At 55.0% G+C, this 18,880-nt stretch carries 18 protein-coding genes; 10 read left to right on the forward strand and 8 right to left on the reverse strand.

The annotated features are described in order from the left end of the window. Both N5C09_RS00465 and N5C09_RS00470 read left to right on the forward strand, forming a co-directional pair. A complete protein-coding gene (locus N5C09_RS00465) occupies positions 1 to 2,166 on the forward strand; it encodes a type I secretion system permease/ATPase (RefSeq protein ID WP_279748203.1) in 2,166 nt (721 codons plus the stop codon). Further along, complete coding sequence (locus tag N5C09_RS00470; protein WP_279748204.1) at positions 2,163 to 3,338, forward strand: HlyD family type I secretion periplasmic adaptor subunit; 1,176 nt, start codon at positions 2,163 to 2,165, stop codon at positions 3,336 to 3,338. Before N5C09_RS00465 ends, N5C09_RS00470 begins: the two co-directional genes overlap by 4 nt. Positions 3,339 to 3,370: 32 nt before the next feature. On the opposite strand, the gene N5C09_RS00475 is transcribed toward N5C09_RS00470, so the two are convergent. Further along, complete coding sequence (locus N5C09_RS00475) at positions 3,371 to 4,255, reverse strand: MarR family transcriptional regulator (RefSeq protein ID WP_279748205.1); 885 nt, start codon at positions 4,253 to 4,255, stop codon at positions 3,371 to 3,373. A gap of 285 nt (positions 4,256 to 4,540) precedes the next feature. Here N5C09_RS00475 and N5C09_RS00480 point away from each other — a divergent pair, with 285 nt between their 5' ends. Continuing rightward, positions 4,541 to 5,998 (forward strand): EAL domain-containing protein, encoded by a 1,458-nt coding sequence (locus tag N5C09_RS00480; protein WP_279748206.1) that lies wholly within the window; start codon positions 4,541 to 4,543, stop codon positions 5,996 to 5,998. Between the two features lie 85 nt (positions 5,999 to 6,083). Here N5C09_RS00480 and N5C09_RS00485 read toward each other — a convergent pair whose 3' ends face one another. The 5 genes from N5C09_RS00485 to N5C09_RS00505 form a co-directional block, all read right to left on the reverse strand. After that, positions 6,084 to 6,350 (reverse strand): biofilm development regulator YmgB/AriR family protein, encoded by a 267-nt coding sequence (locus N5C09_RS00485; protein ID WP_063867076.1) that lies wholly within the window; start codon positions 6,348 to 6,350, stop codon positions 6,084 to 6,086. Positions 6,351 to 6,385: 35 nt separating this feature from the next. Beyond that, complete coding sequence (locus N5C09_RS00490; protein WP_063866755.1) at positions 6,386 to 6,685, reverse strand: hypothetical protein; 300 nt, start codon at positions 6,683 to 6,685, stop codon at positions 6,386 to 6,388. A 118-nt stretch (positions 6,686 to 6,803) separates the two neighbouring features. Further along, entirely contained in the window at positions 6,804 to 7,043 is a 240-nt protein-coding gene (ycgZ, locus tag N5C09_RS00495) for a regulatory protein YcgZ (RefSeq protein ID WP_003857265.1), read from the reverse strand. A gap of 188 nt (positions 7,044 to 7,231) precedes the next feature. Then, positions 7,232 to 7,504, reverse strand: coding sequence for a CsbD family protein (locus tag N5C09_RS00500; RefSeq protein WP_003857263.1), 273 nt, complete (start codon positions 7,502 to 7,504; stop codon positions 7,232 to 7,234). Between the two features lie 188 nt (positions 7,505 to 7,692). Beyond that, positions 7,693 to 8,298, reverse strand: coding sequence for a hypothetical protein (locus N5C09_RS00505; RefSeq protein WP_063866754.1), 606 nt, complete (start codon positions 8,296 to 8,298; stop codon positions 7,693 to 7,695). A gap of 244 nt (positions 8,299 to 8,542) precedes the next feature. Here N5C09_RS00505 and N5C09_RS00510 point away from each other — a divergent pair, with 244 nt between their 5' ends. The 3 genes from N5C09_RS00510 (at position 8,543) to N5C09_RS00520 (ending at position 11,820) form a co-directional block, all read left to right on the forward strand. Continuing rightward, positions 8,543 to 8,818 (forward strand): metal/formaldehyde-sensitive transcriptional repressor, encoded by a 276-nt coding sequence (locus N5C09_RS00510; protein WP_063451370.1) that lies wholly within the window; start codon positions 8,543 to 8,545, stop codon positions 8,816 to 8,818. A gap of 32 nt (positions 8,819 to 8,850) precedes the next feature. After that, a complete protein-coding gene (locus N5C09_RS00515) occupies positions 8,851 to 9,969 on the forward strand; it encodes an S-(hydroxymethyl)glutathione dehydrogenase/class III alcohol dehydrogenase (RefSeq protein ID WP_063866753.1) in 1,119 nt (372 codons plus the stop codon). Positions 9,970 to 10,128: 159 nt separating this feature from the next. Then, the gene (locus N5C09_RS00520) at positions 10,129 to 11,820 is read left to right on the forward strand and encodes a methyl-accepting chemotaxis protein (RefSeq protein ID WP_279748207.1); all 1,692 of its coding nucleotides are present in this window, start codon (positions 10,129 to 10,131) and stop codon (positions 11,818 to 11,820) included. 41 nt (positions 11,821 to 11,861) lie between these two features. Here N5C09_RS00520 and N5C09_RS00525 read toward each other — a convergent pair whose 3' ends face one another. Next, positions 11,862 to 12,785 (reverse strand): LysR substrate-binding domain-containing protein, encoded by a 924-nt coding sequence (locus tag N5C09_RS00525; RefSeq protein ID WP_063451367.1) that lies wholly within the window; start codon positions 12,783 to 12,785, stop codon positions 11,862 to 11,864. 227 nt (positions 12,786 to 13,012) lie between these two features. Here N5C09_RS00525 and N5C09_RS00530 point away from each other — a divergent pair, with 227 nt between their 5' ends. Next, entirely contained in the window at positions 13,013 to 14,356 is a 1,344-nt protein-coding gene (locus tag N5C09_RS00530; RefSeq protein ID WP_193033751.1) for a VOC family protein, read from the forward strand. Positions 14,357 to 14,398: 42 nt separating this feature from the next. After that, complete coding sequence (locus N5C09_RS00535) at positions 14,399 to 15,904, forward strand: carboxylesterase/lipase family protein (protein ID WP_279748208.1); 1,506 nt, start codon at positions 14,399 to 14,401, stop codon at positions 15,902 to 15,904. Here the strand turns inward: N5C09_RS00535 and N5C09_RS00540 are convergent. Beyond that, entirely contained in the window at positions 15,891 to 16,733 is an 843-nt protein-coding gene (locus N5C09_RS00540) for a LysR family transcriptional regulator (protein WP_279748209.1), read from the reverse strand. The two genes, N5C09_RS00535 and N5C09_RS00540, sit on opposite strands and share 14 nt — an antisense overlap. Positions 16,734 to 16,846: 113 nt before the next feature. Here N5C09_RS00540 and N5C09_RS00545 point away from each other — a divergent pair, with 113 nt between their 5' ends. Continuing rightward, positions 16,847 to 18,025 carry a pyridoxal phosphate-dependent aminotransferase gene (locus N5C09_RS00545; RefSeq protein WP_279748210.1) on the forward strand — a complete coding sequence of 393 codons (1,179 nt, stop codon included), beginning with the start codon at positions 16,847 to 16,849 and terminating at the stop codon, positions 18,023 to 18,025. Position 18,026: 1 nt separating this feature from the next. Continuing rightward, entirely contained in the window at positions 18,027 to 18,800 is a 774-nt protein-coding gene (locus N5C09_RS00550) for an ABC transporter substrate-binding protein (protein WP_279748211.1), read from the forward strand. The last annotated feature ends 80 nt before the right edge of the window (positions 18,801 to 18,880 follow it).

Raw genomic sequence — 18,880 nt, forward strand, 5'->3', positions numbered from 1 at the left:
ATGAAGACACATCCACAGTACGAACCCTGGTTGCAGGGCATGCTTATCATCGCGAAGTATTATCGGCTGGATTTTTCAGCAGAGCATGTTCGGGTCACGATTAACCATGAAAGTCAGTCTCCGCGCCAGCTGGTGCTGGAAGAGATGGCGCGCCAGCTTGGGCTGGGGATGCGTTGGATGGCGGCTGAAGCCGTATCGCTCGATCCGTGGCGTTTACCGCTGCTGGCCGAGTTCACCGGCGGGCAAATCGCGGTCATCAACCGTATGGACAACGAAGGAAACGTCAGCGTGCAGTTCAGCGGCGACGGCGGCCTGGAGACGACATTAACGCGCGACGAGCTCAGTTCGCGCTTAAAGGGGCTGATGGTATTGCGTCCGCTGGAGTCAACGCCGGACGCGCGGGTGGATGATTACATTAAACCCTATGAGAAAAACTGGTTCTGGCAGCTGGCGCTGAAAGACTGGCGACGTTACGGCGACATCATGCTGGTGGCGCTGGTCGCCAACGTGCTGGCGCTTTCCGGCATGGTCTTTTCCATGCAGGTGTATGACAGGGTGGTGCCGTCGCAGTCGGAAGCCACGCTGTGGGTACTGTTTGGCGGCGTGATGATCGCCATCGTGTTTGAATTCATCATGCGGATGCTGCGCGTGCATATTTCGGACGTGGTGGGGAAGCGCGCCGACCTGCGTATTTCCGAGCGCGTGTTTGCCCACGCGCTGCGGATCAAAAACGGCGCGCGGTCGAAATCAACCGGGTCGTTTATCGCCCAGATCCGCGAGCTGGAGTCGGTGCGTGAACTGATCACCTCCACCACCATTGCGGCCATCTCCGATCTGCCGTTCTTCCTGCTGTTTGTTTTCATTCTGTGGATGATTGGCGGCCCGCTGGTCCTGGTCGTTCTGCTGGCCGTGCCGCTACTGCTTATTCCCGGCCTGCTGGTGCAGCGCCCGCTGGGAAAACTTTCCAGCGAAGGGATGCGAGAATCTGCCATTCGTAACGCCACGCTGGTGGAAGCGGTGCAGGGCCTTGAAGACATCAAGCTGATGCGCGCCGAGCAGCGGTTCCAGAACCAGTGGAATAACACCAATGACGTGGCCGCGAGCGTCGGCATGAAACAGCGCTGGCTGACGGGGCTGCTGCTGACCTGGACCCAGGAGGTGCAGTCTATCGTCTACGCCGTGGTGCTGCTGGTGGGCTGTTACCTGGTCATCAGCGGCGACATGACCACCGGTGCGCTGGTGGGAACCTCGATTCTGGCGTCCCGCACCATCGCGCCCCTGTCGCAGATTTCTGGCGTGCTGTCGCGCTGGCAGTCGGCAAAGGTGGCCCGAAAGGGGCTGGACGACCTGATGCAGCGCCCGATTGACGATCCCCAGCACGGGAAGAAGGTGCACAAAGCCCACCTGCGCGGGGATTACCGGCTGGAAGACGTCGGCTTCTACTATGACGAAGAAGAGAAACTCACCGTGCTGAACATCAGCAAACTGCACATTCGCGCCGGTGAGCGCGTGGCGGTGCTCGGGCGTAACGGTTCGGGGAAAAGCACCTTGCTGCATTTGCTGGCCGGCATGCAGGAGCCGCAGCAGGGCAGCATTTTGCTGGACGATATTGCCCTGAATCACCTTGACCCGGCTGATGTGCGCCGCGACATGCAGCTGCTCAGCCAGCAGGCGCGGCTGTTCTTCGGCTCCGTGCGTGACAATATTCTGATGGGCAATCCGCTGGCGACAGACGAGGAAATCCATCAGGCGCTGGTCAACAGCGGCGCGCTGGAGTTTGTGCGTAAGCAGAAAATGGGGCTGAACTATATCATCAACGAAGGGGGAGCCGGGCTTTCAGGCGGACAGCGTCAGGCGCTGCTGCTGGCCCGCGCGCTGATCACATCCCCGAACATTCTGCTGCTGGATGAACCCACCGCCTGGCTGGATGAGGTCAGCGAGAAGCAGTTTATTCAGCACCTGCACCAGTGGCTGGGCAAGCGTCGGACGCTGGTGGTGGCGACGCATCGTCTGCCGATCCTGGACCTGGTTGACCGCATCATCGTCCTGGAAAACGGCAGCGTGGTGATGGACGGACCACGTGATGCCATTTTGCGCCAGCACGGAATGGCCCCGCAGCGGGCGCCGCAGCGCACCGTCAAACTGAAAACGGAGGGCGTGGCATGAATGATTTCTCCCGCTTTAACAGCCGGCTGAAGGAACCCCGCCTGCCGCGATCGTCGCTGGTGGCATGGACGCTGTTCGCTTTGCTTGCGGTATTTATCATCTGGGCCAGCCTGTTCGAACTGGATGAGGTCACCACGGGCAGCGGCAAGGTGATCCCGTCCTCCCACGAGCAGGTGATTCAGTCCCTGGAAGGCGGCATTATCCACAAACTGCTGGTTCGCGAAGGCGATATCGTCGAGCGCGGTCAGCAGCTTGCACAGCTCGACCGCACCAAAACCGAATCCAGCGTGCTGGAAAGTGAATCCCGGTTAAAAGCCGCGCTGGCCACCGCCGCGCGCCTGAAGGCCGAAGTTAACGACACGGAGCTGACCTTCCCGGCGGAGCTGGATGATGACGTCGAACTGGTTAAGCAGGAAACGGCGCTTTATCAGTCACGCCGCGAGAGCCTGGAGAAAGGTCTGGCCGGTTTGCGTCAGGGCGCGGAGCTGGTGCAGCGCGAACTGGCGTTGACCCGTCCGCTGGTGGTTCAGGGCGCAGCCAGCAAAGTGGAGGTGTTACGTCTTGAGCGCCAGAAGAACGAGCTTGAGAATAAAATTACCGAGATGAAAAACCAGTATTACGTCCGCGCGCGCGAAGAGCTGGCGAAGGCGAATGCGGAGATCGAAGCCCAGCGTTCCGTCATGAAAGGGCGCGAAGACTCGCTGACCCGCTTAACGTTCAATGCCCCGGTGCGCGGCATCGTAAAGGACATTGACGTCACGACGGTGGGCGGGGTGATCCCGCCGAACGGCAAGCTGATGAGCCTGGTGCCGCTTGACGATCGGATGGTCATCGAAGCGAAAATCTCTCCGCGCGACGTGGCGTTTATCCATCCTGGACAAAAAGCGCTGGTGAAAATTACCGCTTACGACTACTCGATCTATGGCGGGCTGGAAGGTCAGGTGACGATGATCTCCCCGGATACCCTTCAGGATGAGGTGAAACGGGATGTTTATTATTATCGCGTTTATATCCGAACGGACAGTAACCATCTGACGAACAAGCAGGGAAAAGCCTTTCCGGTTTTCCCGGGCATGATAGCCACGGTCGATATCAAAACCGGCAGTAAATCGGTCCTCGATTATCTGTTGAAACCGTTGAATAAGGCAAAAGAGGCGCTGCGCGAGAGATAAAAAAGGCGTTCAGTAACCGAACGCCGGTCAGATTAGAGTGAAGGCGTCATGTTAAGAGTATGGCGCCGTTCTTTCGGTACCACGTTGATGTAATGCGTGACGTACGCAAAATAGAGTCCGGTATAATTTTCGACAAGCTCGATAAAGGCCGGATAAACCGACATCCGGCCATCGCCGCGATCTTTAAGATAACCTGCCTCCTGCGCCGATTTGATAATCCGGTTAACATGAATACGCGAAACGAAAAATTCTTTTGCCAGCGTGCTGGCTGAATACGCTATCGTGGCGCCGTGTGCGGTTTTATTTTTAATGGCCTGCAAATAGAGATAAAGCATAATCATTCGGCCACCATCTTTATCGATGAACAAGCCTACCTCCGGAAGCACTTTTTTGAATGTTAATCCGCGGAAAAGATATTCTGCGGCGCGCCGGAAAAAGTTGTGCCTCAGAATTTCATTGTCCATCAGGTTAACATCAATATTAAATGCCGGATAAAGAATGCTTACAGGGGTAAACGCTCCGGACATATAGCGCTTAAGCTCATCCAGCCCTTTTTCCGTAGGCGCGATTTTTGTTTTTCGCCGATCTTCGGTACAACGCCAGGTCTTAATTCGCCCGGTGGTTTTAAGTATGGTGATGATCGCAATAACGCTGTTAGGGCTGGCAATATTATAACGAGAGCATAGCGCCTTAATCTCGGAAACCGATTCAGCCTGATTGCCAAAAACAAAACAACACATTGACAGTATTATGTTGAACCGTGATTCCTGAAGCATCGTTTTGTAGAATAAGGGCTGCTTTTTATAAATGGCGTCATTGATTCTGTAGTGTTCTCTTATAGCTTCACTAAATCGCGGGTTGTTTTTAATGACATCCCGTCGATGTAGCAAAGCTCTGGATGAGATGTGATTATCCATAGCATTTTCTCTTTTATGTCTTAGCCGATGAGATGAAGTATCCGGACTTCTTTTTCGGAATTTTCATTATACCTTGAGAAAGCCCTGGTTACTGTCGTTATATGCAAAGAAAGTAATATTTATGATGCATATGGATGAGTCGGTTGATTAACGCAAAGATGTTCCTGCGTATAACATTGATAACGGTTTATTAACCAAAGGGGGTGCGGTAACATTATTCAATGCGAAAAAAAGATGAGCTTTCATCACATGCGGGAATGGTGTTTACATTCTCAGGAGCAGGTTATGTCTCAAACTTTACCTTTTATGCAGGGTGCTTGCTACAAGCAACGATTTGTTATTTCAGCCTGCGGTTTCACCTTCGAGGGGTATAGCTTGCTCCTTAAGTCTTGTGGCGTAAACGTCACGCGACTTCATTTCGAAGAGGATGAAATATGTTCTGCGGACGTTGAAAAAATGATGGAAAATCAATCGCCTGAGGTTTCCGTTTTTCTGGGTCGTGACGTTGCTGCCTTTCTGGAAAGCCTGAAGCGGCTGGTGTCCGTTCTGAATGCACTGCCGGTGATTTGCAGCGTCACCCTGTATGGTGCAATACCTGAGCGATGGCTTTATGCAACGTTGAGAAGTCTCGTTAATAATACAAAAAAGCTTTCTACGATCCGGATAGCGAATATTACAGAAATAATGGGCTGTGTAAAAAATAATGCAGACGTGCGTGCCGACTCATTACGCTTGCTGCGTAACGTACCGGATAAAGAGGGTAAAGAAAATCTGCATGGTTTAACACATCGCGAGTTAACCGTATTGCTGAATTTTTATCGGGGCGTTTCGATAAAAGAGCAGTGTGAAAGGTTAGGGCTGTCAGATAAAACGATTTATACCCATCGGAAGGTGGGTTTAGGTAAACTGTATCTTATTCGGGTATGGTTTAGCGACGCGCGCGTATTCAGGAATGAAGTCTGTGCAGTAAAGAATAAATCACAGGCGTTTTCGGAAACCGAAATAGATGTATTACAGGCGTTACATAAGCGGGAGATCTTTGCGGCTTATCAAATTATTACGGATGGTGATAAAAAAGGCGTTGGATTTGAAATCCTGCTGCGCTGGAATAAAAACGGTCAAATCCTGAAGCCCGCCCATTTTCTGGGAGGGATAAAAAACAGTGAAATATGGCTCAAGCTGACGGCGCTTGTTATCCATGCGGCTGTGTCGGGTATCAATAAATACAATGGGAAATATTATTTTTCAGTTAATATTCCTCCCCAGCTTGCTTCGGGAAATGCGCTGCCGGGGATGGCAAAAAAGGCCGTCGAAATGTTACTCAAACCGCAGTGGGCCGGGAAGCTGGTCTTTGAACTCGCTGAAACGATAGACGTAACAAAGGATAGTAATATTCCCGAAACCCTCCAGCGTTTACGCGCCGAGGGTTGTCGGCTTTTTCTGGATGACTGTTTTTCAAAATATCATGCAATGTTGCCCATCAGACAGATTAATGTCGATGGACTGAAGCTTGACCGCGATATTGTTGAGCACTTTATGGCTAACGACAAAGACTATAGCATTATAAAAGCGATACAGGTTTATAGCGACATGACGGGAACCGAATGCATTGCGGAAGGCGTCGATAGCGAGGAAAAATTTCAAAAACTTGTCGCGTTAGGCGTTAAGCGATTTCAGGGCTATTACCTTTCACGGGCAGTGAAAGAAGAGGAGCTGGATAGGATGGTACGGTTATTCAGTTAATCGCCTCACTATGCGGGTAGTACGACATACTTAAGTATTCGACCACCCGCAAAAAACAGGCACTCACCGCCGCAATAATGACTTCTCAGATATCATCGCGAGTAAAACCGACAACAATTTCAAGCGTGTTACGAATGACATCGCAGGCTTCAGGCTCTTCGGTAATTTCCAGGGCGTGAATCAGTTGCAGAATAATCTCTTTATTCGAGAGATTGTCACCGGTAAGCAGAATACAGCGTATTGCTGAGCCCAACACTTCAGCCTCACCATTGAGATGCCTTCCGGCGTTAAGGAAATGTTCTGCCAGTCCTTTATCGTGCAGTGCTTCAAAATTATACGTCTGCTGCGTCATCGCTTTACTCATGGTGGTCACCGTGTCGGTTAAAATTAGTGTTTCTTGTCTGGTGTCAGAAGCGTAGTGTGGCTGAAGAGAGAGCGCATGCGACCAATTTCATAGTCGCCCATCACTCTTCCACGATCGTGCGATACGCCAGTTACCCGCTGGCGCACTTCATCTTCAGCAGCAATCAATGCATTTTTACGTTCATCATTTGATTCAACGTTAGCCATTGCCCGCAGGCGATTAGCAAGAGACGCAAAGGTAATGGGTCCGTTCTCTTTTATGATGGATAAAACGGCCTCACCGATAAGGTCATCCTTAAGTCGTTCAAATTTAGTTCTATGCATAGCTTCAATCTCACTCTGCTACACGCGCCAGGCTGTAGCATGGGGTTAGTCATCGCATCCAGAGTCTCTATTCTCACTCAGCATGACTAACTTAGTAAGTTAAAAAACAGTGTTCAGGTTAACGCTCGAAGAAGAGGGCAATCAGACCGTTATAGTGCGCTTTTTCAACGTCAGACGTTGATTCTTCGATTCTGCGCAGCAGCTTTGTACAAATTGTCATTCTGCTCAATTGTACATTTTCTTTGATGATCTCACTGACGATGGCGCCAAGGGTTTCCTGCTGTGTTGGCACGTTATCCTTGTTAAAATACAGAGTAATAGCGCTTTCTGCTGTTGAAGGAGCATGGTTGCGACGCATAATTTTCCACCGTTGACAAACAATTTTGTAACATCACTGGCATCGAATTTATACCATTCAGTTAAATCTGTACACATAAATTGTACAAGTTTTTCGTAAGGATCGGGCTTTCGCCATGAGAACTATCAAAATTAGGGGGGAGTAAGCGGTAAAAGAGGGGAAAAAAGAAGGCCCCGGAGGGCCTGAAATTATTTACGTCCCAGCAGAAGTCCCAGAACGATACCTACCGCACCCGCAGCGATTAAGCCCGTTAGCGGGTTGTTCCTGACGGCCTCAGTGACGTCCGAGACGGCGTCACTGGCCTGGGCAGCATATTTTTTCGCAGCACCCTTCACCTGGTGTTTAGGCGAATCAACGAATTCACCAAACTGCTGCTGTGCAGAGCCGGACAATTCATCAAGTTTGTTTTTGGCTTTATCGCCAGCGTATTGTGCATTTTTATCAGTGTCGAAATCAGACATTCTTACCTCCTTTTGTTGACAGTCTAAGGATAGCCGCTGTTTGCAAGAGTGAGAGGGAATTCACTAAAATCGGCATCCGATGACTCATTTTTAGGATATGTCTTTCTTACTTGACCACCATTACATACGAAGGGGGAAGTTGATGGATATTTCCCTCGCCGTCTTTTTATACGCAGCGGGACGAGGGATTATTTCTGGCGTTCGTTAGCGCGAAAGGTAACGTAATAGCCAAGGGATGCAGCCAGGCACAGCATATAGCCGAACGATTCCGAACCTTCCTCTACGGCGTTTTTCACGACACGAATATAGCCATGCTCCAGAATGGTGTGCCACAGCGCCTGCATGCCAAAGAGTCGCGAGAAGACCAGCACGGCCAGCAGGCCGCTCAACAAAATGCCATACCAGGGGGACTGGGTGTATTTTGCCAGCTGTTCCAGGGTAGCGCGAATATGCATAACGGGACGAATTAAGGCCAGCAGAGCGGTAATGAGGGCGAACCATACCCAGCTCCCGTGAGCAATAAGATCAAAAAGCGCATCAAGTTCCCGAATTAACATCGTCAGGAAAAATCCGCCCACCAGAATATTGCAGTAACGCATGGATTCGTCCATTTTTGCCAGACGAAAATGGAGAAAGACGATGGTCGCTAATACCGTTTCCTGCATAATTTCCGTTAGTGATAATTCCGGAATATCATGACCAACAAACCGCATATCAACCCAAAGACACAGTATAATAAGTGCGCAAGCTGCTGCCGCGCCAACGAAGAATAAAAAGCTTTTTAGTACAATCATTAACACCACCATTTTGTTTGTAGCAGGTATGTTAGGTGACGAGAATGTTATTTCTGTTCACATCGTGCCATATAAGTGTGGATTTTTAACATTACGAGCTAAATAGGTTTCGCAGCGGCAAAAGTAAACCGTAAATATCATTTGCACCGTTTAGGCTGTTTGCTTATTTCAACGTTTTTTTCTTGTGGTTTACAGAGCAATAGCATACGAGCTACTATACCCCCCTATAGTATCAGGAGGGCGTATGCCGCATTCACCCGAAGATAAAAAACGTATTCTGACCCGCGTCCGCCGCATTCGAGGCCAGGTTGATGCCCTTGAGCGCGCGCTGGAGTCGGGCGAGCCCTGTCTCGCCATTTTGCAGCAAATCGCCGCCGTGCGCGGTGCTGCCAATGGCCTGATGGGAGAGATGGTCGAAATTCACCTCAAAGATGAGCTGGTGACGGGGGAGACTACCCCGGACCAGCGGGCAGTACGAATGGCGGAAGTCGGCCATTTGCTGCGCTCTTATCTAAAATAAACCCACACACCTCACAACAAGGGAAAGACATCATGAAATCTCGCGCAGCCGTCGCGTTCGGCCCAGGCCAGCCGCTGAAAATCGTTGAAATTGATGTTGCTCCGCCGAAGAAAGGCGAAGTGCTGATCAAAATTACCCACACTGGCGTCTGCCATACCGACGCGTTTACCCTGTCCGGTGACGATCCGGAAGGCGTATTCCCGGCGGTGCTTGGCCACGAAGGGGGCGGTGTGGTGGTGGAAGTGGGTGAAGGCGTCACCAGCCTGAAGCCCGGCGACCACGTGATCCCGCTGTACACCGCAGAGTGCGGCGAGTGTAAGTTCTGCAAGTCCGGCAAAACCAACCTCTGTCAGGCCGTACGCGCCACGCAGGGCAAGGGGCTTATGCCGGACGGCACCACCCGTTTCTCCTACAACGGTGAGCCTGTTTATCACTACATGGGTACCAGCACATTCAGTGAATACACGGTGTGCGCCGAGATCTCGCTGGCGAAAGTTAACCCGCAGGCCCCGCTGGATAAAGTCTGTCTGCTCGGCTGCGGCGTCACTACCGGTATCGGTGCGGTGCATAACACGGCGAAAGTGAAAGAGGGCGACACCGTGGCGGTGTTCGGCCTGGGCGGGATCGGCCTGGCGGTCATCCAGGGCGCGGTACAGGCAAAAGCCGGTCGTATCATTGCTGTAGATACCAACCCGGAGAAATTCACGCTCGCAGGTGAAATGGGGGCGACCGATTTCATCAATCCGAAAGACTACGATAAGCCGGTTCAGGACGTGATCGTTGAGCTGACCGACGGCGGCGTGGACTTCAGTTTCGAATGTATCGGCAACGTCAACGTGATGCGCTCAGCGCTGGAGTGCTGCCATAAGGGCTGGGGCGAAAGCATTATTATCGGTGTGGCCGGCGCGGGGCAGGAGATCAAAACCCGTCCGTTCCAGCTGGTGACGGGGCGAGTATGGCGTGGTTCGGCATTTGGCGGCGTGAAGGGCCGTACTCAGCTGCCTGGCATGGTAGAAGATGCGATGGTCGGCAAAATTCAGCTCGACCCGTTCATTACGCACCGCCTGCCGCTGGATCAGATCAACGAAGCCTTTGATCTGATGCACGAAGGAAAATCCATTCGTACCGTTATCCATTTCGGCGACAACTGATTATTCTGCCAGCGGTTTTTGCCGCTGGCATTTCTTCCCCAATCTTTTCTAAAGTGTGAACTGTCTGGCGCTTTTAGGCGTAATTTTATCCCCGTCCGTGCCGATGACTCTTTTACAGGCGTGTTTTTACGCATCTTACCTATAAGAGAGTCGACGGTCATGGACAACACAACATCGATGCAGACGCAGCACAAGCTTGGTTTCTTGCATCACATCCGGCTGGTTCCGCTGTTTTCCTCCATTCTCGGTGGCATTATTCTCCTGTTTGCATTGAGCTCGGGTCTGGCAGGGTATTTCCTGCTCCAGGCCGATAACGATCAGCAGGATGTCACGGCGGAAATCCAGGTGCGCACCGGGCTGTCAAACAGTTCGAACCATTTACGCACGGCCCGTATCAACATGATCCACGCGGGGGCCGCGAGCCGTATTGCCGAAATGGAGGCGATGAAGCAAAACATCGCTGAGGCCGAAACCCGCCTCAAACAGTCGCAGGATGGATTTGCTTCCTATATGAAGCGCTCCGTTCGCACCCCGGCTGATGAAGCGCTGGATGGCGATCTGAAAGCCCGCTACGACGCCTACATTGCCGGCATGCAGCCGATGCTGAAATATGCCAAAAACGGCATGTTTGAAGCCATAATCAACCACGAAAATGAGACCGCGCGTCCGCTGGACGATGCCTATAACGCAGTGCTGCTGAAGGCGATTAAAATCCGCACCGAACGCGCGAACGCGCTAACGGCACAGGCTCACACCCGCACCCGGCTGGGGCTGATATTTATGTTCGGCGCTTTCGGCCTGGCGCTGGCGCTGGCCGTCATCACCTTCGTGGTGCTGCGCCGCACGGTGATTAGCCCGCTCCAGCGCGCCGCAGCGCGTATCGAAAATATCGCAAAAGGTGATTTGACCCTGCCGGACGAACCGACCGGGCGCAGCGAAATTGGCCGCCTGACGCGCGATCTGCAAACGATGCAGCACGCGCTGGTTACCACCGTGGGCACCGTGCGGCAGGGAGCGGAGGAGATCTACCGGGGAACCAGCGAGATTTCTGCGGGTAACACCGATCTCTCATCCCGTACCGAGCAGCAGGCGGCGGCCATTGAACAGACGGCGGCCAGCATGGAGCAGCTGACCGCGACGGTGAAACAGAACGCCGATAACGCGCATCATGCCAGCAAGCTGGCGGAAGATGCCTCCGGTAAGGCCAGCCGCGGGGGGCAAATGGTCTCCGGCGTGGTGAAAACCATGGGTAATATTTCCACCAGCTCGAAGAAGATCTCCGAAATTACCGCCGTGATTAACAGTATCGCGTTCCAGACCAATATTCTGGCGCTCAACGCGGCGGTCGAGGCGGCGCGTGCGGGTGAACAGGGGCGCGGCTTTGCGGTAGTGGCGAGCGAAGTCCGCACGCTGGCAAGCCGCAGCGCGAACGCGGCGAAAGAGATTGAAAGCCTGATTAATGAATCGGTGTCGCTTATCGATCAGGGCTCCGGGGAAGTGGTTGCGGCGGGCAATACCATGAATGAGATCGTCGAGGCGGTGAAACGCGTCACCGATATCATGCTCGAGATTGCGGCGGCGTCCGATGAGCAGAGCCGCGGTATTGTTCAGGTGAGCCAGGCGATTTCCGAAATGGATAAAGTGACGCAGCAAAATGCCTCGCTGGTGGAAGAAGCCTCGGCGGCGGCGGCCTCGCTGGAAGAGCAGGGCGCACGTCTGACGCAAGCCGTTGGTGCGTTTCGTCTCAACGGGACGCGCGCAGGACGGTCTACCGCGGCTGCATCCGCAGTCAAGCCCGCGCCCTTAACCCCGGCGGCGGCCGTTTCAGGTGATCACTGGGAAACGTTCTGAATAAAACAGACCCGCCCTCGCGGCGGGTCCTGCGTTTACGGTCAGAGAGGCATTGATTTACGAATGGCGCTGAGCAGCGCCTGGGCGCCCTCAGAGAGCGGCGCATCTACCCGCGTCAGGATCCCAATCGGTTCACCCGCCCCGGGCGATGTGACCGGCAGCGCCGTGAGCACGCCGCGTCGCAGATCGTCCTTCACCGCGCCGGACGGTACAAACCACACGTAGTCATAATCCACCGTCAGCTGGCGCGAAAGCGACGCGGAAAGCGTTTCAATACATCCTGACGGCAGCGTGCAGCCCTGCATTTGCAGCAACGCTTCCGCATTCTGACGGGGAACGGTTCCTTTCGGTGAGACCACCACCGGCCACTCCATTACGCGGCTCAGGGTGACGGTATCCTGCAACAGAGGATGATTCGGACGCACCACCAGCTTCAGTGATTCCAGGAACAACAGTTCGTAATTAAGACCGCTCATCAGTTCGGGATCGGACATTCGACCAATGCCCAGATCCAGCTCCCCTGACTTCAGGCCCGCCAGCAGCATGGTGTTGTTCATGGTCGCGACCTGAAGCGTGGCGTGCTTTTGCTGGCGGTGGAACTGGCCGATCGCCGCAGGCAGTATACCCAGCGCCGCCGTCGGCAGCGCGCCCACGCGCACGATATCGCTGGCCGGCTCCTCTTTACGATTTAACGCCTGACCAGCGGTATTGAGCGCATCAAGAACTTTAACGGCGTGCGTCAGGAACTGTTCACCCACCAGGGTAAGCTGAGCGCCCAGACGGCCGCGATCGAACAGGCGCGTTCCGGTAAGCTGTTCCAGTTCGTTCAGCGTTTTGGAGAGTGCAGGCTGACTGAGGTTAAGGGTTTCAGCCGCTCGCCCCAGCGTTCCCTGTTGAGCGACGGCCACAAAAGTATGCAAATGGCGCAAGCGTATGCGCTGACTGAACAGACCATTTTTTTCCATAGGCGATGTTAAAAACAGAGCGACGCGGGTGACAAGTTAAGATGTTTGAATTTGATAACCTGATAGCAAAATATTATTAACATTTGATCTGTTTGAGTTACAACTGTTTTTCGAAAACGTCCACGCCTTGACCACTCGTCTGCCTGGATCACAATTTCTAAATTCTTCCCAACGAAAGGAACGAGCTTCTCTACACTCCAGGTAGTATTCACTGGAGGCATGACATCATGGCGAACACCATCACGGCTGATGATATTCGGGAACACTTTTCGCAGGCTATGTCGGCGATGTACCAGCAGGAAGTTCCGCAGTACGGCACCTTGCTGGAACTGGTGGCGGACGTTAACCTGGCGGTTCTGGAAAATAACCCCCTTTTACACGAACAACTGGCAAACGCAGACGAACTGGCGCGCCTGAATGTTGAACGTCACGGTGCGATCCGCGTTGGCACCGCGCAGGAGCTTTCCACCCTGCGCCGGATCTTCGCCATTATGGGCATGCACCCGGTCAGCTATTACGATCTCTCCCAGGCGGGCGTGCCCGTCCACTCGACGGCGTTTCGTCCCACGGACGATGCGGCACTCTGCCGCAATCCGTTTCGCATTTTTACCTCGCTGCTGCGCCTGGAGCTGATAGAAAACGTTGCGCTGCGCGAAAAGGCGGCGGAGATTCTCTCCCGACGCAATATCTTTACGCCGCGCTGCCTTGAACTGATCGACCTGCATGATGCGCAGGGACACTTTACCGGAGCGCAGGCGCGTGAATTTGTGCAGGAAGCCTTAGAAACCTTCCGCTGGCATCGCCATGCGACGGTGGATCGGGAAACCTATCTGGCGCTGAGCAACGAACATCGCCTGATCGCCGACGTGGTCTGTTTCCCGGGGTGCCATATTAACCATCTTACGCCGCGCACGCTGGATATCGACCGGGTGCAGGAGCTGATGCCGAAGTACGGCATTGAGCCAAAAATTCTGATTGAAGGCCCACCGCGTCGCGAGGTGCCGATCCTCCTGCGCCAGACCAGCTTCAAGGCGCTGGAAGAGCCGGTGCTTTTCGCGGGAGAAGACCAGGGCACCCATACCGCGCGTTTCGGTGAAATTGAGCAGCGCGGCGTGGCGCTTACGCCAAAAGGACGCGAGCTGTACGACAGCCTGCTAAACCAGGCCGGGACCGGTAAAGACAACCTGACCCACCAGCTTCATCTGCGCGAGATCTTCAGCGCCTTCCCGGATAGCGAAATGTTCCTGCGTCGTCAGGAGCTGGCCTATTTCCGCTACCGTCTGACCCCGACAGGGGAGGCGCATCGCCACGCGTTTCGTCCGGGCGACGATCCGCAGCCGCTGATCGAGCGCGGCTGGGTTGTGGCGCAGCCGATCACCTATGAAGATTTTCTGCCCGTCAGCGCGGCGGGGATATTCCAGTCAAATCTCGGCAATGAAACGCAGGCGCGCAGCCACGGCAATGCCAGCCGCCAGGCCTTCGAAGCCGCGCTCGGCTGTGCGGTACACGACGAGTTTTCCCTTTACCACGAGGCAGAAGTGCGCAGCAAACAGCGTTGCGGTTTGCTCTGAAACCGTTACTCTGCTGGGGTGTGATGGAAAAAGAAGGTTGTTATGGAAAATCCCTCCGCCCCTGTGGTTGAAACGCGCCACGGCGCACTGATTGGTTTTACTGAAGACGATACGCACGTGTGGTGCGGCATCCCCTATGCGGCCCCGCCGGTTGGCTCTTTGCGCTGGCGCTCCCCGCGTCCTCCCGGGCGCTGGGACGGCGTGCGCCCGGCAACGGCGTTCTCCGCCTCCAGCTGGCAGAGCGGCGAAAGCTGCCAGGAGCTGGGCGGCGGCGATCCCGGCCAGTTCTCCGAAGATTGCCTGTACCTTAACGTCTGGTCGCCGATCGCGCGCGCCGCGCCGCTTCCGGTGATGGTCTGGCTGCACGGCGGGGGATTTACCCTCGGTGCTGGCGGTCTGCCTCCGTATAACGGCAGGGCGCTGGCGAAGCGCGGCGCGGTGGTGGTGACGATAAATTACCGTCTTGGGCACCTCGGTTTTTTTGCCCATCCGGCGCTGGAGGGTGAAGAAGAGCGCGTAGTGCATAACTTTGCGTTGCTCGATCAAATCCAGGCCCTGGAATGGGTGCGCGATAATATTGCCGCGTTCGGCGGCGATCCCGATAACGTCACAGTATTTGGCGAGTCGGCCGGGGCGCGCAGCGTACTCTCGCTGATGGCGTCCCCGCTTGCGGGAGGGCTGTTCCATAAAGCCATTGTGCAAAGCGGGTACACGCTGCCGGACACCCCGCGCGAGCAGGCCATGCGTAAAGGCGAAGCGATTGCCGCGCATTTCGGCCTGGAAAACGCCACCGCAGAACAGCTTCGCGCGATCCCGCCGGAGGCGTTCTGGCCGCTGACCTCGCCGCTGAATATCGCGCCTGCGCCCATTGTGGGCGACTGCGTTTTGCCTGAAGCCATGCTCGACGTCTTCTTCGCGGCCCGTCAACATCCTGTGCCGGTGATGATTGGGTCGAACAGCGACGAAGCCAGCGTGATGTCGGTGTTCGGCGTCGATCTGGCCGGGCAGATCCAGAAGCTCCGCCGCGAGCGGCGCTTTGGTCTGGGGCTGATCAAGCTGCTTTATCCGGGCGTGAAGGGCGATGAGGAGCTCGGCAGGCAGGTGTGCCGCGACATGGCATTCACCACCATGGGCTACGTGGTGATGCAGGCGCAGCAGCGAGCGGGTGGCCTGTGCTGGCGATACTGGTTTGATTATGTGGCCGAAGCCGAGCACGCAACGTACATCAACGGCGCATGGCACGGCAACGAAGTGCCTTACGTGTTCGATACCCTCGGGCAGGTCGAGCCCTCGCGACAGTACGTGAACGAACGCGATCTGACCTTCGCGGCTCGGGTGGCGGACTACTGGGTGAGCTTCGCTCGGGACGCGGGGAAACGTGACAGCCTGCCGGGGCCGACGCGCTGGCCCGCCTGCCGGAAAGGGCGGGACGTGCTGTTACGCATTGGTGTGAATAAACATGCAGGTTTTCGGCTTGAAAACCGCTTCATGCGTGCCCGTATGAGCCTCTTCAAACGGGTGATGAAACACCACGTCAGCCTCGACTGAGCAGACAGGCACGAAACGCATCCAGCCCGTTCTCCGGGCCGGGTGCGTCGCGGAATACCAGCCGGTAGCTCGCCCCGGTTTTTATGCTCGTATCGTAAGGCCGCATCAGGCGTCCGGCGCGCACGTCCTCCTCCACCAGCGTTTCATCCGCTATGGCGATGCCCAGCCCCTGAATAGCGGCGGTAATAGCCAAATCCATCGTCTCGAAGTGTTGATTTTTGAGCATAGCTGGCGCCGGGCGCGGCTGTTTCGCCAGCCACAGCGTCCAGTCCGTTTTGTCCCGCGTCGGGTGCAGGAAAGTGAGTGTTTCCAGCGCAGAACCGGCCCGCAGCGGGCTCATTACCGGCGTTAAGGCCTCTTCGAACAGCAGATCGCCGGCGCTCATGTGCGTCCCAAACACAATCGCCGCATCATAGGATTCGGTTTTGAAATTGACGTTATGATCGGTGGTGGTGGTCAGCGCAATTTGCAGATCCGGCTGTTCACGCTCCACCTGTAGCAGCCTCGGCACCAGCCAGCGCATCGCGCAGGTTGGCGCTTTCAGGCGGATCACGGTCTGGTGCGTCCGCGCCTGCTCGGCAACGTTCAGCAGATGCTCAAACGCAGATTGCAGCTCCGGCAGCAGGGCGCTTCCCTGTGATGAGAGACGCAGGCCGCGCGCGTGGCGTTCGAACAGCGGGAAGCCGAACCAGCTTTCCAGCGCGGCGATTTTACGGCTTACCGCCCCCTGCGTCAGACAAAGCTCCTTTGCGGCATGGGTCAGATTCAGGTGACGCGCGGTCACTAAAAAAGTCTCTACGGCATTAAGCGGAAATGAACGACGCGACATATCTCACCTTAGCTATGCGTTTTTGTCATGGCTATTATGACAACAATTCGATTGTCCCGACAGCGAAGTTGTTGTTTGAATAGTTATGCATTCACCATGAGAAGGGACAGAGGATGACTTTGAAAACGCCGGTGCAGACACGCTCCAAATTGCCGGATGTGGGAACCACCATTTTTACCGTTATCGGCCAGCTTTCTGCCCAGCATAACGCGATCAACCTTTCTCAGGGGGCGCCGAATTTTTCCTGCGACCCAAAACTGATCTCCGGCGTGACCCGCGCCATGGAGGCAGGGCATAACCAGTACGCGTCCATGACCGGACTACAGCCGCTTAAGGCGCGCATCGCGGACAAAATTGCCACACTCTACGGTACGCACTATAACCCGGACAGTGAGGTGCTGGTGACCGCCAGCGCCAGCGAAGGGCTTTACTCGGCCATCAGCGGGCTGGTTCATCCTGGCGATGAGGTGATCTATTTCGAACCCTCCTTTGACAGCTATGCGCCGATTGTCCGTTTGCAAGGGGCGACGCCGATCGCCATTAAGCTGACGGTACCGGATTTTGCCGTAAACTGGGACGAAGTGCGGGCGGCCATCACCCCGCGCACGCGGATGATCATCGTCAATACGCCGCACAACCCGAGCGGACAGGTATTTTCGGCCGCCGATCTGCACCAGTTGGCGGCGCTGACGCGCCACACCGACATCATTATTTTGTCTGACGAAGTGTATGAGCACGTCGTTTTTGACGGCGAGCCACACCACGGGATGGCGACGCACCCGCAGCTGGCGGAGCGCAGCGTGATAATTTCTTCCTTCGGAAAAACCTATCACGTGACCGGCTGGCGCGTGGGTTATTGTGTGGCGCCCGCAGAGCTGATGGATGAGATATGTAAGGTCCATCAATTTTTAATGTTCTCTGCCGATACGCCAATGCAGTACGCGTTTGCAGAACATATGGCCGATCCGCAAACCTGGCTGTCGCTGGCGGCGTTTTATCAGCGCAAGCGCGATCTGCTGCAAAGCCTGCTGGCCGACTCGCCGTTTACGCTGCTGCCGAGCAAAGGATCGTTTTTCCTGCTGGCTGATTACAGCGGCTTCAGCGACGAGCGCGACAGCGAGATGGTGAAAAGGCTGATTGTCGAGTGCGGGGTTGCCACTATTCCGCTGTCGGCGTTTTATGCCGATGGCACGGACAATAAACTGATTCGTCTCTCTTTTGCGAAAGATGAGGCGACGTTACGGGCAGGTGCCCAGGCCCTGTGTCGGATCACACCACGTTCAGGAGTTTAAGATGAAATTACGCGCGTTAGTTGTCGGCATGGGGCTGCTGTGTTCATTTTCGTCATTCGCCGCCAACGAGTTGCGGTACGGTCTGGAGGCGGAATATCCGCCGTTTGAAAGCCGCAATGCGTCAGGGGAGCTGGAGGGCTTTGACGTAGAGCTGGGAAATGCCATCTGCAAAGCCGCCGCGCTGAAGTGCAGCTGGGTGGAAACCTCGTTTGATGCGCTGATCCCCGGTCTGGTGGCGAAAAAGTTCGACGCGATTAACTCGGCGATGAACATCACCGAGCAGCGCCGCAAGAGCATTGACTTTACTCAGCCCATCTATCGCATTCCCTCCCAGCTGGTGGGCAAAGCCGGCTCTGCGGTAGAGGCCACACCGGAAGAGCTGAAGGGCAAAACCATCGGCGTTCTCCAGGGTTCGATTCAGGAAACCTACGCCAAAGAGCACTGGGAAAAGCACGGTGTCACCGTGGTGTCTTATAAAGATCAGAATATGGCGTGGGGAGATTTGCTGAATGGCCGCATCGACGCCTCGCTGGTGATGTCAGCGGCCGGGCAGGCGGGTTTCCTCAGCAAGCCGCAGGGTAAAGGGTTTGGCTTTATCGGCAAACCTGTGTCAGACGACACGATCCTCGGCAGTGGTATCGGCTTTGGGCTGCGGAAGGGGGATGAGGCCACCAAGAAGCAGCTTGATGCCGCCATTGATAAAGTACGTGCCGATGGCACGATCGCTAAACTGGCTGATAAGTACTTCCCGGGTATCGATGTCAGCGTAAAATAACCGCCTCGTTGGTCCCGGCTGTTGATGTCCAGCCGGGACATTTTATACATAACTTTACCCCTTTTTCAGGCCGTTCTGGT

Source organism: Enterobacter sp. GD03975 (genome assembly GCF_029838645.1).
In the GTDB taxonomy this organism is placed as follows: Bacteria; Pseudomonadota; Gammaproteobacteria; order Enterobacterales; family Enterobacteriaceae; genus Enterobacter; species Enterobacter quasihormaechei.